The following is a 15,933-nucleotide window of genomic DNA, read 5'->3' on the forward strand; positions in this document are numbered from 1 at the left end:
CCCCCACCCGAGGCCGGGGATTGCCCTGTGTGGCTGGCAAAACCCAAGATTTTCATGCTGCTCTCCTGAGGCGGGGATCGACCACCGCATAGGCCATATCGACAAGGAAATTCACCAGGATCACCGCAAAGACCAACAGCATCACGACGCTTTCCACCACGATCAGATCGCGCGCCGAGATCGCCTGAAACACCAGCCGCCCAAGGCCCGGCAGGTAGAACACCTGTTCAATGATGATCGCCCCCGCCAGCAGAAATGAGAACTGCAGGCCGATAATAGTCAGCACTGGAATAAGCGCATTGCGCAGCCCGTGTCGGCGGATCGCCTGTTTCTGGCTCAGCCCCTTGGCGCGGGCCGAGCGCATGAAATCCTCGCCCAGAACCTCCAGAAGGGCTGAACGCATCACCCGGGCCAAAATCGCCGCCTGCGGCAGCGCGAGGGCCACGGCGGGCAGGGTGAGCGCATGAAGCCCCGCCCAAAGCCCCTTGTCCCAGCCGACAAACCCCCCGGCTGAAAACCAGCGCAGGTTGATGGCAAAAACCAGCACCAACAGCATCGCAAACCAGAAGTTCGGCACCGCAACACCCAGCTGCGTGGCGCCCATCACGGCCATGTCGCCCGCCTTGCCACGCCGCGAGGCCGCGTAGATCCCCGCCGGAAGCGCAATCAATGTGGAGAGCGTCAGCGCATAAATCGCCAGCGGCAAAGAGACCCAGAGCCGCTCTCCCACCATCTTTGCGACCGGGGTGCGGTAGGTATAAGAGGTGCCGAAATCACCGGTCAGCATACCGCCGACCCAGTCCAGATAGCGGCTGACCTTGCTTTGATCGAGGCCCAGCTCGCTGCGCAGGGCGGCGACGGTTTCCTCTTGTGCACCGGTGCCCAGCATAAACGATGCAGGATCGCCCGGAGCGACTTCGATAACAGCAAAAATTACCATCGATGCGATGGTGAGGCTGAGGGCGAGCGACAGCAGTCGTTTGGCGAGATAGTGCAGCATTGGCGGTAGGTTAGGGGGCGCTGAGGGTTGCGTCTAGGGGCAGCGTGACAAAACGGATTTGCAAAGCTGCGGGGGGCGTGATCTGGCATTATCTACGCCGGGCCCCGCGCAGGAGACCCGGCGTGTTTTTGGTATTACTCAGCCCAGCTAAGCGCGCCAATTTCAATCGCTGCGGCAGGTGCATTTGCCCAGACACCTTGCAGACCCGCTTTGGCCACGCCGAGCTTTGCAAGCTGGAACAGATAGCCGTTTACATAGTCATCGGCGATCATGCGCTGCGCGTCTTGCAGCAATGCCGTGCGCTGATCCGGGTCGGTGGTGGCGTTCAGGCGGGTCATTACGTCCTGAAACTCCGGATTGTCATACTGAAAGTAGTAATCCGGGCGGCCATAGATACCGATATCCATCGGTTCCGTGTGGCTGACGATGGTGAGGCCGAAGTTCTTGCCCTTGAACACAGTCTCCAGCCACTGCGCCCATTCGACATTGATGATCTCGGCGGTGATGCCAACTTGGGCCAGTTGTGCGGCCACGATTTCACCGCCGCGACGGGCATAGGCAGGGGGCGGCAGGTGCAGCGTGGTGGTGAACCCATCCGCAAGACCCGCCTCCGCCAAAAGCGCGCGCGCCTTGTCGGGGTCATAGTTCGACTGCCCGGTCAGATCCACATAGGCCGGGTTGTGCGGTGCAAAATGGGTGCCAATGGGGGTGCCATAGCCAAACATCGCCCCATCAATGATTGCCTGACGGTCAATCGCATGGGCCAGCGCCTCGCGGACCTTCACGTTGTCAAAGGGCGCTTGCGCGTTGTTGGTGGACAGGATCGTTTCCCCCTCGGTGGAGCCGATAATCACCTGAAAACGCGGGTCTGCCTCAAACTGGATCATGTTCTCCGGCGCGGGGAAGTTGTCAAAGGCGTCAATGTCCTCGGCCATCATCGCAGCAAAGGCGGCGGTGGGATCAGAGATGAACTTGATCGTGGCACCGGTCAGCTCCGGTACGTCGCCCCAGTAATTTGGGTTGCGTACCAATTCGACCCGGTCGCCCTGCACCCATTCGTTGAACCGGTAAGGGCCAGTGCCCACCGGCGCGGTTTTGAGCGTCTCAGCAGATTCCTCCGCCACAATCACCGCATCGCCCCATGCAAGGTTGAACAAGAAGCTGCCGTTGGGTTCAGACAGGGTCACAACAACCGTTTGCGGATCGGCAACGCTCACATCAGAGATCGCGGAAAACAGTACCTTTTGCGCATTTGTGCTGTCTTCGGCGCGGGCACGATCGAGCGAGAACTTTACGTCCTCAGCATCCATCGTGGTGCCGTCGTGAAACGTCACCCCCTCTTGCAGCGTGAAGGTATAAGTCAGCCCGTCTTCGGAAATCTCCCAGGATTTCGCCAACAGTGGCACCACCGCCCCGTCGGGGGTAAAGCGCGTCAGCCCCTCAAAAATATTGAGGTACACAACCGTGTCGATGGCTTGGGCAGCCCCGCCCGTCGGGTCCAGATGCGGCGGCTCCAGTTGGGTGGCATAGGTCACGGTATCCTTGGCCATCGCGGCGGATGCCAAAAGGGCCAGCGCCGATGCGGCTGCCGCAAAGTGGGTCTTGAGTTTCATCGTCTTTCCTCCTCTGCCGGTGGCGCACCACCGCGATTCATTCGCCATTTCACGCTGGCGTTATTCGCACAAAAGGACTTTTCCCACGCGTAATCAAGCTTTGCTGCATTGCCGCACCGCTGGTAAGCAGGGGCTGCAAATGGTATCGACGACAAACTTTGTCCGCTTTGACCCTGTGACAGTTGGCTATGAGACGTCTCAGAGGTGCTTGACGAGGAGCCAAGACATGAGCGCATCAACGCGAAAAACCGCCCTGACCGCCGAGGATATTCGGGCGATGAAAGGGCAAAGCCCCATCGTCAGCCTCACCGCCTACACCACACCGATGGCGCAATTGATGGATGATCATTGCGATTTTGTGCTGGTGGGTGACAGCGTCGGCATGGTGCTGCACGGGTTGCCTTCGACGCTGGGTGTGACCATGGACATGATGGTGATGCATGGCGCCGCCGTGGCCCGAGGGCTCAAGCGCGCGATGATGGTGATCGACATGCCCTTTGGCAGCTATGAACAAGGCCCCGAGCAGGCCTTTGCCAATGCTGCCCGCCTGATGGCAGAAACCGGCGCGGCGGCGGTGAAGCTCGAAGGCGGCGTGGAGATGGCCGACACCATCCGGTTTTTGGTCAAGCGCGGCATCCCGGTGATGGCGCATATCGGCCTCACGCCGCAGTCGATCAACACGCTGGGCGGCTATAAGGTGCAGGGTCGCGATGAGGCCGCCAAACCGCTGATTTCAGACGCCCGTGCGGTGACGGATGCCGGAGCTTTTGCGGTGGTGCTGGAAAAGGTGCCCGCAAATCTCGCCGATCAAGTGACCGAGATCATCGACATCCCGACCATCGGGATCGGAGCTTCGGTGGGCTGTGACGGGCAGGTCTTGGTGGTGGACGACATGCTGGGCTTTTTCGGCGCGTTCAAGCCCAAGTTTGTCAAACGCTACGCCGAGCTTGGCCCCGCCGCCGAAGAGGCCATTGCCGAGTATGCCGCAGAAGTGCGCGCCCGCGCCTTCCCCGGCGAAGAGCACATCTTTGCCGACCACGCCCCCAAAAAAGACTGAAGGACCGCCCCTGATGACAACTCCGATCCTGCGCCGTCTGGATGATCTGCGCGCCCTGCGCCGCGACTGGATGCTGAAGGGCGAAACCCTTGGTTTGGTGCCAACCATGGGGGCTTTGCACGCCGGCCATCTGTCGCTGGTCGAGGCCGCTAAATCCGCCTGTGATCATGTGGTGGTGACGATCTTTGTGAACCCCAAACAGTTCAACAGCCCCGAAGACCTCGCCAACTACCCCCGTACCGAACATGAGGACGCCGAAAAACTCGCGCCCTTTGGCGTCGATGCGATCTATGTGCCGGACCCGGACCAGATCTACCCCGAAGGCTACGCCACCACCGTCAGCCTCAGCGGCATCACTGAGGTGATGGAAGGTCCCAACCGCCCCGGCCACTTTGAGGGCGTCGCCACCGTTGTCGCCAAACTGTTCCTGCAGTCCGGTGCCGATCAGGCCTTCTTTGGCGAAAAGGATTATCAGCAGTTGATGGTGGTGCGGCGCATGGCCCGCGATCTGGATATCCCCATCGAAGTCATCGGCTGCCCCACCGTGCGTGAACCATCCGGCCTTGCCATGTCGTCGCGCAATATGCGTCTGTCGCCTGCCGCCACTGAAACCGCAGGCCAGTTGAACCCCATGATGGAAGCCGCCGCCGACCGCCTGCGCGCAGGCGAAGACTACGCCCCGCTAGAGGCCGAGATGCGCGCCCGACTCCGGGATCTGGGGTTTTCAGAGATCGAGTATATCGATCTGCGCTGCGCCGAGGATCTGGCGACCATGACCCGTCTGGATCGTCCTGCCCGGATGCTTGTGGCGGCATGGCTCGACGGGGTGCGTTTGATCGACAATATCGCCGTCTGAAGCGCGCGCGTCACAGCGGCACTGTTACTAATTTATTAGTAGGGGCTGGTCGCGCTAACAGATTTATGTCTAATCTCCGCTCCAAGAGATGATTTGGAGGGGGAGCACATGACCTATATTCTCGCGATCGATCAGGGCACCACATCGACCCGCGCGATCCTGTTTGACGGCGATATGCAGGTGGCTGCGGTCGCGCAAGAGGAGTTTCCCCAGCACTACCCCAACGCGGGCTGGGTGGAGCATGACCCGGAGGATCTGTGGTCCACGACGCTCTCCACCTGCCGCAAGGTGCTGTCGGACAAGGGTATTTCCGCCTCAGATATTGCTGGAATCGGCATCACCAACCAGCGCGAAACCACCGTGGTCTGGGATAAATCCACCGGCCGCGCCATCCACAACGCCATCGTCTGGCAGGACCGCCGCACCGCCGAGATTTGCGAGGTTCTGCGCGATGAGGGCCATGAGGACGTGGTGCGCGACACCACCGGGCTTTTGCTCGACCCCTATTTCTCCGGCACTAAGGTCAAATGGATTCTCGACACGGTTGAGGGCGCGCGCAGCCGTGCCAAAGCCGGAGAGCTGTTGTTCGGCACCATCGACAGTTTTTTGATCTGGCGCCTCACCGGCGGACAGGCCCATGTGACGGACGCCACTAACGCCGCGCGCACCTTGATGTATGACATCAAATCCGGCGCGTGGAGCAACGAGATCTGCGCCATGCTGGATGTGCCACAAGCCATGCTGCCCGAGGTTCTGGACTGCGCCGCCGATTTTGGCACCACAGTCGAGGACCACTTTGGCGGCGCGATCCCCATTCTGGGCGTTGCAGGCGATCAGCAGGCCGCCACCGTCGGCCAGACCTGTTTTCAGCCGGGGATGATGAAATCCACCTATGGCACCGGCTGCTTTGCGCTTTTGAACACAGGTGACACGCCGGTGCTGTCAAAGAACCGCATGCTGACCACCATTGCCTATCAACTGGATGGCAAACCCACCTATGCGCTGGAAGGGTCGATCTTTATCGCGGGGGCTGCGGTGCAATGGCTGCGCGACGGGCTGGGCATCATTGGCAAAGCCAGCGAGTCGGGCGTGCTGGCCGATAGGGCAGATCCGACCCAGGATGTGATCCTTGTGCCTGCGTTTACAGGCCTTGGCGCACCCTATTGGGAACCCGATTGCCGGGGCGGTATGTTTGGCCTCACCCGCAACTCCGGGCCTGCGGAATTTGCCCGCGCCGCGCTGCAAAGCGTCGCCTACCAGACCCGCGACCTCTGGGAAGCGATGCGCGCCGATTGGGAGGGCGACGCCAATGTCACCCTGCGCGTCGACGGCGGTATGAGCGCCAGCGACTGGGCCATGCAAAGCCTCTCTGATACACTCGGTGCTGCCGTGGACCGCCCCGTCATGCAGGAAACCACCGCGCTGGGCGCGGCATGGCTTGCAGGCATGAAAGCAGGCGTCTACCCCGATCAGAACGGTTTTGCAGCCACTTGGGCGCTGGATCGCGAGTTCACTCCGATGCTGGACGCAGGTCGCCGCGAAGAGGCCTATGCCCGCTGGAAACGCGCCGTGCAGGCGGTCATCGGCGTCTAACGCCGCGATCCGCACGCCCGTTTTCTTCTAACGAGAAATATCCCGGGGGTGCAGGGGGCAGAGCCCCCTGCCTCCAAGCCCTGAGTTCGAACCTCGCCTAGACCTGCGCCCCATCCGCAATGGTGCGCTGCCGCGCGTTCAGCGCCTCAATGGAAAACCCAGAGATCGCCTTGTACTTTGCCGCATGCGCCGCAAGATCCGCGCGTGGAATGATACAGTCGATCTCGTCAAAATCCCCGCCACACAGATCCTCTACCCGCTGCAACACCGCATCCGGCCCATTGCCGGACCGGTTGGCCAGCCCGATCTTGGTGGCCGCCGGCCGCATCTCTGCCTCATAGGCCGAGAGCGCCGCGTCATTTACCCCATGCTCCAGCATCTGCGCGCCTATGTTGCGCGCATCCAGAATGGCTTGGCTCGCACCGTTGGACCCGATCGGGTAGGTCGGATGTGCCGCATCACCCATCAATGTGCGATTGCCAAAGGTCCAGCGCGGCAGCGGGTCGCGATCCACCATCGGATATTCATAGACCACATCCGCACCTCGGATCAGCGCAGGCACATCGATCCAGTCAAACCGCCAGTCTTCAAAATCCCCGACGCACTGATCCACATCCACCGCCCGGTTCCAGTCCTCACGCTGAAAATCCTGATTGGGATCAAATCGCTTCTCCGCGATCCAGTTGAGCGTGGCCAGCCCCTCCGCATCGGGCGCAGAAATCGGATAGGAGACAAAGCGTAAATTGTCGTGCCCGATCATCACCATGGCGCCGTCGCCCTTGAACAAGGGGGCGCGGGTGGTGGCACGCCACAGGATGCGCCCATCCCAGATCGGCGCGCCCTCACTGGGGTACTGACAGGCGCGCAAAGCAGAATGAATACCATCGGCAGCGATCACCATGCGCCCCGACGCACTGCGCCCATCATCAAGGTGTAAAACCGCGCCGTCATTTGTATCTTCCCAGCCCACGGCCCGCGCCCCGGTGGTCACGGCCTCAGGTCCGGCCCGTTCCAGCAAAGCGCGATACAAGAGCATCTGTAATTCGCCGCGATGCACCGAGAACTGCGGCCATGCATACCCCGCCTTCAGGCCGCGCGGCTCTTCCCAGATGGTATTGCCAAGTTTGGAATAAAACCCAAGCTGCCGCGTGCGCACACCAATCGCGTCAAGCTCCGCCTCCAGCCCAAGGTCAAACAGCTCTCGCACCGCATTGGGTTGCAGGTTGATGCCCACCCCCATCGGTTTCAGCGCGCGCGTGGCCTCAAAGACCCGAAACGGCACCCCAATCTGGTGCAGCGTCAACCCAAGGCTAAGGCCCGCGATACCGCCGCCTGCAATCAATACTGTCATCTGTTCTGGCTCCTCCCGCGCGGCATATGATCATGCCCAAGCCGGAAAAGGCAAGACAGCTGACAGGATCACGGCCGCGAAGAAACGATGAGATCAGGGCCAAAAATCACATTGGCATAATCGGCCAGATAGATTTTCACCCAAGGGGTGAAGCGCTCCGGGTGACGCCCCACTTCGGCCAGAAGATCGTGATAGTCCACCCAGCGCGTCTCCATCACCTCTGCCGGGTTTGGAGCTAGCCCGAGCGGGGCGATCATATGCGCAAGGTAGACATCCACCACCTCATGCTCAATGAGACCATCCCCCACATCGGCGCGGTATTCCAGCGTATGACGATATTCGGGATGCAAGCCCGTAAGGCCTAGCTCTTCGTCAAGGCGGCGCACCGCGCAGCGATCCGAGGCCTCGCGCCACTGAGGATGTGTGCAACAGGTGTTCGCCCAGAGGCCGGGCGTGTGGTATTTGCCCATCGCCCGACGCTGCATCAGGATCTCACGCCCGCGCACCACAAAGACGGAAACGGCCTTGTGCCGCAGCCCCTCCTGATGGGCACGCAGCTTGTCCACCGGGGTCAGGGTCCCGTCAACCCATGCGGGGATCAGATCTGGACGGCGCTCGGTCATGTCACTCCTGAGGATGGTTGCGCAAAAACGGTCATCTAGGACAAGCGGTGACATATCTCAAGTGTGCAGACCATGACACAAGACGCCGCGGCCCTTGAACCGCGGCGCTGATTGCAGATCTTTGCCGATCTCAGTGTCAGTCGCTGCTGCTGGTTTCGGCTGCGTCACTCTCAGCCGCCTCGGAGAGGGCCGGACCAAATTGAGCAAGATAAGCGAACACGTCCTCGCCCCCCTTCTTCATGCGAAAGGCCATCTTGGATTTGGCTTTATTGTCATCGAGATACTCTCGGAGGAAGCCGCGCGGATCCTCAAGATAGGAGGTGAATTGCGCCTCATCCCAGACCAGCCCGGCTTCGCCTGCGGCGACAAGATCGTCCCCATAGCGAAAATCCTCCACGGTGCCCGCTTGGCGTCCCGCAATCCCCCAGAGGTTCGGCCCGGTTCGACCGCCTTTGGTGATGGTCTCCCCCTCATCCGAGACGATCTGATGGCAGGATTTGCATTTGTTAAACGCCTTTTGCCCTTTCTCAGCATCTCCTTCGGCCATGGCGAGGCCGGGGAGGGCGAGAGCAATCACAATGGCTGTACTGAACATCTGTTTCATTAGGCTGGCTCCTGTGCAGTCAAGTCGCTGCCCGCAACCTCGGATTTAAAGCGTGTCAGAGTCAACGCGACATAAACGACATGGCGGCCCGGTTTCATGCGGCGAGGTCAAAACTTGGGGGCTTTGGGACGGCAAAAATAAAGGGCTTCGCCTCTCTTGGCCTGCGGCCAATTCACCCCAGGATATTTGCGGTTAGAAGAGAAGGAAGGCTGCGCTTTTCTTCTAACGCCAAATATCCCGGAGCGCGAGGCAGAGCCTCGCATTGCCGTTGCGCCCCAAGCGCGCTCTGGGCTTATGAAATCCTAAACCCACAAGGCTATTCTGGCCCGGATCGCGATCATCCGCCGGGCGTAAAACCTCCGGCACCACCAGGAACCGGCTTCCCTTTCTGGGGAGCAGTGCAGAGATAACGTTGAGCACGCGGGGGGATATCCCCGGCCACCTCCGCCTTTGTGGCGGCGCCGCCATCTTTATCTGAAGCTCTTTCAAGGCATACCGTTCACAGTTTGAATGCCCGTCTAGAACATCGCTGTTCCATTTGTCACCGAGCGCCAGATGGGTGGGTCGGACATTGCGCTTGTGCGCCAACTTGTGATGTAAAAAAGGCAAATAGCGACCTCGCGAGACGCCATGACAGAAGATTTGCGCCCTCACATCCCCTTGATACGCGATCCTCACACTGGGATCGCTCGGCGCAGGCTTGCTCTGGCTGAAGCCTCTGCCCGCGCGGGATTTGTGACAAGTCTCGGGCGTGGGCTGAGCGATGCAGTGGATTTCACCCGAGATCCTGATGACGAATTTCTCATAGCTTTGCACAATAGGCTGGCAACCGCGCGCTGGGCGGCAAAACGGGCAAGCTGGCTGGGCGGCAGGCTTTACAATCGCTTGGTCGGGGAAGACCCGGACTATGTTGAACTGTCAGGGTCACATATCGCCCATGTGCTGCAACTGTTGGGGCGAGAATGCCCGGCCAGTTTAGATCCGTTGCAACTCTATCAGGTCCGCGTGGATGTGGTCAAAGACGCCATAGACCTATTAACTGTGTCAGTCGCTTCTGAGAAAAGCGACGAGTAACCGTTATCCCTTTGCCGCGCGGATTTCGCGCTCCAGCGCGTCCAGAAACCGCGACCGATCCGCCTTTGAGAACGCTTTGCCGCCGCCTTGCATGCCCAAGGGATTGGCCGCGCGCAGGTCGGCCATCAGGTCCCGCATCGCCAGTTGCTGGCCGATATTGGCCTCGGTAAAGCGCTCGCCATTGTGGCGCAGCACCCGCGCGCCTGCCTCGATGCATTTGGCGGCCAGCGGGATGTCTCCCGTCACCACCACATCGCCCGGCCCGCAGCGCTCGGCGATCCACATGTCGGCCACATCCGCGCCTGCATCCACGATGACGTTTTCCACCAGCGGGTTTTGCGAGGGCCTGAGGCCCCCGTTGGAGACCACAAACATGCGCCATTTGTGGCGGGTGGCGACCCGCTCTGCCTCGGCTTTGACCGGGCAGGCATCGGCGTCGATGTATAGCGTGCTCACTCTGCTGCCTTGTCCTTTTTGGCGTCGTCGTCCTTTGTCGCTTCTGCCTTCTTTGCCGGGGCTTTCTTGACCTTGGAGGGGGCGCGCAGGTCCTTGTATTCATCCGGGATTGGCATCCGGTTGAAGGCATCGAGACCTGCGATCTTATAGGCCTCGGCCAAGGTCGGATAGTTGAAGGTGTTCTGGACGAAGTAATCCACCGTACCCTTGAGGTTCAGCACCGCCTGGGCGATGTGAATAAGCTCAGTCGCGCCTTCGCCGACGATCTGCACGCCCAGTACGCGGCGAGTCTTGAGCGAAAACAGCATCTTCAGCATGCCGTGCTCCAGCCCCATAATGTGCCCGCGCGAGGTTTCGCGGAACCGCGCGATGCCGACCTCATACGGGACGCCGCGCTCTTTCAGCTCTTCTTCGGACATCCCACAGGTGGACATTTCCGGCACCGAGTAGATGCCATAGGGGAACCAGGGGCTCTCGGGTACGGTGGGCACATCCATCGCATGACAGGCCGCAACGCGGCCCTGTTGCAGCGAGGTGGAGGCCAGCGACGGATGCCCGATCACATCGCCGGTGGCATAGATATGGGACACTTTGGTCTGATAGGTCTTGCGCTCCACCTCAAGGCGGCCGCGATGATCGGTCTCCAGCCCCACGGCCTTGAGGTTCAGGCGATCCGTGTTGCCCATGCGCCCGGCGGCAAACAACAGCATTTCGCCGCGCACGTGGCGGCCGTTTTCCAGCGTCACCTCGATATGGCTGCCTTCATCCTCGATTTTTTCAATCGCAGACCCCAGCCGCAGATCGACGCCATTTTCGCGGATCTGGTGGGTGAACTCCTGAATGAGCGTGCGGTCGATGAAATCAAGGAAGCTGTCGCGTGGCTCGATCAGGGTGACGCGCACATCCAGCGCCGAAAACATGGTGGCATATTCCACGCCAATGACGCCTGCCCCCACGACGATCAGCGAGCGCGGGATTTCCTCCATCTCCAGAAACTCGTCGCCATCCACCACGGTCTTGCCATTAAAGGGCACGGTATCGGGGCGGTAGGTGCGGGTGCCGGTGGCGATCAGGAATTTTTCGCCGGTGACGCGGGTGGTGTCACCCGCCTCGACTTCCACCTCGACCTCATTTGGGCCGGTGAAATGCGCCATGCCCGCCAGCATATCGACGTGGTTGCGGTTGAACTGATGTTCCAGCACGTCGACCTCGTGATCGAGCGTCATATGCAGGCGCGCCTTCAGGTCTTCGGCCTTGATCTGATCCTTCACCCGGTAGGCGCGACCGTAAAAACTGCGCTCGCGCCAGCCGGTGAGGTTCAGCACGGTTTCCCGCAGCGTCTTGGAGGGCACCGTGCCGGTATGAACAGAGACCCCGCCCAGGCGATCCTTGCGGTCAATCACCAGCACCCGGCGCTTGAGCTTGGCGGCCTGAATTGCGGCGGTGCGGCCAGAGGGGCCGGAGCCGATGACGATCAGGTCATAGTCGAATTTGGAAGGGGTCTCGGTCATGGTGTTACTCCCGATAGAGGGCGTCTGCGTGGAAGGAGACATGCTCCTCCATGAAGGTGGAGACAAAGAAGTAGCTGTGATCATAGCCCTTCTGCATCCGCAAGGTGGCCTCCTGACGGCGTTCCGCGATGGCACTGGCGAGCGCTTCGGTTTTCAGCAAGTCGCCAAATTGATCCGCCGTGCCGGTGTCGATCAGAACGGGGCCATCAAAGCCCACATCGCGCATCAAGAGGGACGCGTCATGTTTGGCCCAGAGGCTCTCATCCGCACCGAGATAGGCGCTGAGCTGTTTGCGGCCCCAGTCGCTGTTGGTGGGGTTGCAGATCGGCGCGAAGGCGGACACCGACCGGTAACGCCCCGGCAGGTTCATCGCCAGCGTCAACGCGCCGTGACCGCCCATGGAATGGCCGGTGATGGCCTGACGGGACATGTCGAGGTTGAACCGTTCGCCCAAGAGCGCGGGCAGTTCTTCGGCCACATAGTCCCACATCTGGAAATGCGGCGCCCATGGGTCTTGGGTGGCGTTGACGTAAAACCCCGCACCCTGTCCCAGATCATACGCCTCGTCATTGGCAACACCTTCGCCGCGCGGGCTGGTGTCGGGAAACACCATGGCGATGCCTTGCTCGGCGCACCACGCCTGCGCGCCGGCCTTTGTCATGGCGTTTTCATGGGTGCAGGTCAGGCCCGAGAGATACCACAGGAGCGGCACCGGGCCGTCCTTGGCCTCTTCGGGCAGAAACAGGCCAAAGGTCATTTCGCAATTTGTGCTGCTGCTCTGGTGGCGATAGACGCCCTGAACGCCGCCAAAGGCGCAGTTCTCGGACACGGTTTCCAGTGTGGTTTCCATCGAAGCTCTCCTCGAAATCGGTGTTGGCCCATCGCTAACGGGGTGGGGCGGATTAATCCAGTGCTGCCGCGCCGTCTTAAACCCTTTTTGCGCCGGAAGGTTGCAATTGGCTAAAGATCGCTTTTCCGATGTGCGGTAAAGTGCGTCCGGCCGATAGGTCGGACAGCCCCCGACCTCCCCCCAGGGAGGGGGCTTCACCCCCACCCGAGGTCGGGGGCTGTCCTCTGTGGCGCTATAACAGCGTATTCGCCCAAGCGATGACAAAGGGCACCGTCACGATCGACACCACAGTTGAAATCAGGATCGCTGCCGAGGCCCGTTGCGGTGCAACGCCATAGTGTTGCGCCAGCATATAAACATTGCCCGCCACCGGCAGCGACGCCGCAGAAATCGCCACCGCCGCAGAAAAGGGCGTAACCGGCATCAACCACAGCACCCCCGCTGCCACGCCCAAGGGGTGCAACACCAGTTTGGCAAACGACAGCCAGCCTGCGACCTCCACTCGTTCGGCGGATTTGGAGGCCAGTGATGCGCCAATCGCAAACAGCGCACCGGGGGTGGCTGCCCCTCCCAAAATTGCCAGGAAATCATTCATCGGCGTCGGGATCGGCACCTGCCCTGCGGACCATGCAAGACCGGCAACAATCGACAGGATCATCGGGTTTTTCAACAGCCCCACGCCCACCAGCCGCAGCGTTGCAAGGCTCAGCCCCGCGCCGCGATGGGCATTGATCAGCACCACGATCAGCGAGGAAAACACCACCAGATCTACCGCCAGCACCAGCATCATCGGCCCCACAGCCCCCTCTCCAAAGAGGATCACCATCATCGGGATGCCAAGAAAGCCGACATTGCCAATCGCGGCGCATTGGGCCTCGACCGCGGCGGTCGATATATCCTGCCGCCGCAGCATCGCCACCACGGTCGCCACCAGATAAACGCCGAGCGTGCCTGCCAAATAGCCGATGATCAGATTGGGGTCGAAAATCTCTGTAACAGAGAGGTTCGCGGCAAAGCGAAAGATCATCGCCGAGAGCGGAAAGAAGAACACGAATTTCGTAAGATAGGCCGTCGCCTCATCGGTGAAAAACCGGGTGCGCCCCGCCCAATAGCCAAGGCCGATGATTGCAAAGAACGGAAGCGTGCGAAAGAAAATCTCGGCCATGGCGAAAATTGGTAACCTGAGTTGACCAGAAGAAAAAGACTTTTTGCACACAGGTTCTGAGCGATCACAAGACTGTCGCTTTCCTGCTGCTTCCTTGTGCGCTATGGCTGAAAAACTGCATTCCGTTACAGCGGCTTGATATGGTCCGCTGCGCAAACGAAGTGTGAACAGGTATGGGTGACGCAACCACACCAAGGGGCAAGGGACGGCCTCGGTTGCGTGCGAGGAGGATGGAAAGAGTGACGAACCAAAGCGCAGCTGTCGTGCGCAGGGGGCGGAAGTTTGATCAGGTGCTGGATGGGGCTCGCAAGGTCTTTTTGGCCGATGGTTTTGAAGGCGCCAGTGTTGACGATATTGCCCGTGAAGCCGGTGTTTCTAAGGCGACCCTATATAGCTATTTCCCCGATAAACGCTTGTTGTTTATGGAAGTGGCGCGCAATGAATGTGCCCGACATGCCACCCGGCAATCGGACATCCCCGAAGGCTCCAGCCCGCGTCAGGTGCTGACGCTGGTGGCACGCCATATCCTCTCGGTGATCCTGTCTGACGTGGGACAAAAGATCTACCGCATCTGTGTGGCAGAGACCGAACGCTTCCCCGATCTGGGGCGGGAGTTCTTTGCCAGCGGCCCGCAAATGGAGCGCGAAAAGCTCAAATCTTATTTGCGCGCTGCCACCGCACGGGGCGAATTGCAGATCGAGGATTTCGATATGGCAACCGAGCAATGGGCCGCCTTGCTGCGCACCGATCTGTTCCCGCGGATGATCTTTAATCTGCGCGACAGCGTTGCGGAGGCTGAAATTCACCGCGTCGCTGACGCCACCGTCGACATGTTCCTCGCCCGCTACGGGGTCTGACGGAGCGATCTCGTGCGCTGAGACTTCGGCGCTGGGCGAAGTGTTTGTCGTGGGCAACTCCCTGCATCAGCGCTAGGGTGATCCCATGGCAACACCACGTTTTGATATCATCGGGCAGGCTATCGCGGATGCCAGTCGCACCCGGATGCTCTGCGAGCTGATGGAGGGGCGCTCCTTCACCAATAAGGAACTGGCCAGCGCCGCCGGGGTCACGCCGCAGACCGCGTCGGCGCATCTGCGTCTGTTGCAGGATGCGGGCCTCGTGGTGGCAGAAAAGCGCGGGCGCTGTGTGTTTCACCGCCTGTCCGGACCGGAGGTCGCGCAGGCGCTGGAACAGCTCGCGGCGATTGCGCCGATGGACAGCCTTTACCGGGCGCAGCGGCGCAAGGCTGGTGGGCTGGCGCAGGTGCGCAGCTGTTATGATCACCTCGCGGGACCGGTTGCGGTGGCGATGACCGATGCGCTGATCGCGCGTGGGCACCTGCGCGAAGAAGGCGGCGGCTTTCATCCTGTTGCGGGCGAGATCTGGGCGGGGTTGGGCGTGTGCCTGCCAGACCGTGTTATGCGCGCGCCCTTTGCACGGCCCTGTATGGACTGGACGGAGCGGCGTTTGCATATCGCTGGCCCCATGGGGCGGCAGATCCTGACCCATGCGCTGGAGGCAGGGTGGCTGCGGCGTCCGCTGCGCGGACGTGGGCTGGAGGTGACCACACCGGGGCACCGCGCCCTGGCAGAGCGGTTAGGCCTTGGCAGCGCACTTGCGGGGCTCTCAGGTCTCAAAAGCTGCGAAGAGGCTTGATTTGCAGCGCAAATGCGCGGACCTTAGAAGGATGAACCAACAGAGCACCGGGGCCTTCCCGCCTTCGCCACCGCCCGAGCAGATCGTTTTCCACCGGAGCGAACTTTCTGTGATCATGTCGCTTTATGGTCGCATGGTTGCCGCCGGGGAATGGCGCGACTACGGCCTGTCGCATCTGTGCGAAATGGCGGTGTTTTCCGTATTTCGCCGCACCGCTGAGAACCCGCTTTATCGGATTGAGAAACGCCCCAAGCTGCGCAATCGGCAGGGGCAATATTCGGTTGTCGGGATGGACGGCCAGATCCTGAAACGCGGCAATGATCTCAAAACAGTGCTTCGGGTTCTGGAGCGCAAATTGATCCGCGCCGTGGAATAGCCGTGGATTAAACGGCGGTTGCGCCGCAGTTCCCGGGTTTTGTGGGGGATGGCCGGGGCCGCGCGGGGCCTCCGGCCCCGCGCGGCCCCGGCCCGGATCGGATCGCTTGCGCGATCCGACCGTCTCTTAATTGCGAGGTTTTCGCCAA

General features: G+C 60.9%; 16 protein-coding genes. 7 read left to right on the top strand and 9 right to left on the bottom strand.

What is annotated here, in order from left to right; all coding sequences use genetic code 11:
* Positions 1-52 precede the first annotated feature (52 nt).
* Both UB90_RS03910 and UB90_RS03915 read right to left on the bottom strand, forming a co-directional pair.
* A complete protein-coding gene (locus UB90_RS03910; RefSeq protein ID WP_065323420.1) occupies positions 53-1,000 on the bottom strand; it encodes an ABC transporter permease in 948 nt (315 codons plus the stop codon).
* Between the two features lie 134 nt (positions 1,001-1,134).
* On the bottom strand, positions 1,135-2,613 hold the full coding sequence (locus UB90_RS03915; protein ID WP_065326245.1) for an ABC transporter substrate-binding protein: 1,479 nt from the start codon (positions 2,611-2,613) through the stop codon (positions 1,135-1,137).
* Between the two features lie 226 nt (positions 2,614-2,839).
* Between UB90_RS03915 and panB the strand changes: the two genes are divergently transcribed.
* The 3 genes from panB (at position 2,840) to glpK (ending at position 6,119) form a co-directional block, all read left to right on the top strand.
* The gene (gene panB / locus UB90_RS03920) at positions 2,840-3,670 is read left to right on the top strand and encodes a 3-methyl-2-oxobutanoate hydroxymethyltransferase (RefSeq protein WP_065326246.1); all 831 of its coding nucleotides are present in this window, start codon (positions 2,840-2,842) and stop codon (positions 3,668-3,670) included.
* Positions 3,671-3,683: 13 nt separating this feature from the next.
* Positions 3,684-4,526, top strand: coding sequence for a pantoate--beta-alanine ligase (gene panC, locus UB90_RS03925; protein WP_065326247.1), 843 nt, complete (start codon positions 3,684-3,686; stop codon positions 4,524-4,526).
* 108 nt (positions 4,527-4,634) lie between these two features.
* Positions 4,635-6,119 (top strand): glycerol kinase GlpK, encoded by a 1,485-nt coding sequence (gene glpK, locus UB90_RS03930; protein WP_065326248.1) that lies wholly within the window; start codon positions 4,635-4,637, stop codon positions 6,117-6,119.
* Between the two features lie 97 nt (positions 6,120-6,216).
* Here the strand turns inward: glpK and UB90_RS03935 are convergent, their stop codons facing one another.
* From UB90_RS03935 to UB90_RS03945, 3 genes are all read right to left on the bottom strand, one after another.
* Positions 6,217-7,470: a flavin-dependent oxidoreductase gene (locus tag UB90_RS03935; RefSeq protein WP_065326249.1), complete on the bottom strand. Its 1,254-nt coding sequence runs from the start codon at positions 7,468-7,470 to the stop codon at positions 6,217-6,219.
* 68 nt (positions 7,471-7,538) lie between these two features.
* Complete coding sequence (gene idi, locus UB90_RS03940) at positions 7,539-8,093, bottom strand: isopentenyl-diphosphate Delta-isomerase (RefSeq protein WP_009175859.1); 555 nt, start codon at positions 8,091-8,093, stop codon at positions 7,539-7,541.
* Between the two features lie 136 nt (positions 8,094-8,229).
* Complete coding sequence (locus UB90_RS03945) at positions 8,230-8,697, bottom strand: c-type cytochrome (protein WP_065326250.1); 468 nt, start codon at positions 8,695-8,697, stop codon at positions 8,230-8,232.
* Between the two features lie 630 nt (positions 8,698-9,327).
* On the opposite strand from UB90_RS03945, the gene UB90_RS03950 reads away from it, so the two are divergent.
* Positions 9,328-9,771, top strand: coding sequence for a hypothetical protein (locus UB90_RS03950; RefSeq protein ID WP_065326251.1), 444 nt, complete (start codon positions 9,328-9,330; stop codon positions 9,769-9,771).
* Positions 9,772-9,774: 3 nt separating this feature from the next.
* Here UB90_RS03950 and UB90_RS03955 read toward each other — a convergent pair whose 3' ends face one another.
* From UB90_RS03955 to UB90_RS03970, 4 genes are all read right to left on the bottom strand, one after another.
* Positions 9,775-10,227 (bottom strand): YaiI/YqxD family protein, encoded by a 453-nt coding sequence (locus tag UB90_RS03955; RefSeq protein ID WP_065326252.1) that lies wholly within the window; start codon positions 10,225-10,227, stop codon positions 9,775-9,777.
* Positions 10,224-11,738: a Si-specific NAD(P)(+) transhydrogenase gene (gene sthA, locus UB90_RS03960; RefSeq protein WP_065326253.1), complete on the bottom strand. Its 1,515-nt coding sequence runs from the start codon at positions 11,736-11,738 to the stop codon at positions 10,224-10,226. Before sthA ends, UB90_RS03955 begins: the two co-directional genes overlap by 4 nt.
* A 4-nt stretch (positions 11,739-11,742) precedes the next feature.
* Complete coding sequence (fghA, locus tag UB90_RS03965) at positions 11,743-12,576, bottom strand: S-formylglutathione hydrolase (protein ID WP_039982540.1); 834 nt, start codon at positions 12,574-12,576, stop codon at positions 11,743-11,745.
* Positions 12,577-12,820: 244 nt separating this feature from the next.
* Entirely contained in the window at positions 12,821-13,753 is a 933-nt protein-coding gene (locus UB90_RS03970) for an AEC family transporter (protein WP_065326254.1), read from the bottom strand.
* A 239-nt stretch (positions 13,754-13,992) separates the two neighbouring features.
* Between UB90_RS03970 and UB90_RS03975 the strand changes: the two genes are divergently transcribed.
* The 3 genes from UB90_RS03975 to UB90_RS03985 all read left to right on the top strand — a co-directional run bounded on the left by UB90_RS03975 (position 13,993) and on the right by UB90_RS03985 (position 15,785).
* Positions 13,993-14,610 carry a TetR/AcrR family transcriptional regulator gene (locus UB90_RS03975; RefSeq protein ID WP_009175774.1) on the top strand — a complete coding sequence of 206 codons (618 nt, stop codon included), beginning with the start codon at positions 13,993-13,995 and terminating at the stop codon, positions 14,608-14,610.
* A gap of 85 nt (positions 14,611-14,695) precedes the next feature.
* Complete coding sequence (locus UB90_RS03980; RefSeq protein WP_065326255.1) at positions 14,696-15,409, top strand: ArsR/SmtB family transcription factor; 714 nt, start codon at positions 14,696-14,698, stop codon at positions 15,407-15,409.
* Between the two features lie 31 nt (positions 15,410-15,440).
* Positions 15,441-15,785, top strand: a complete 345-nt coding sequence (locus UB90_RS03985) for a DUF2794 domain-containing protein (protein ID WP_065326256.1) — start codon at positions 15,441-15,443, stop codon at positions 15,783-15,785.
* Positions 15,786-15,933: the final 148 nt, after the last annotated feature.

Source organism: Tritonibacter mobilis (assembly GCF_001681715.1).
Taxonomy (GTDB): domain Bacteria; phylum Pseudomonadota; class Alphaproteobacteria; order Rhodobacterales; family Rhodobacteraceae; genus Epibacterium; species Epibacterium mobile.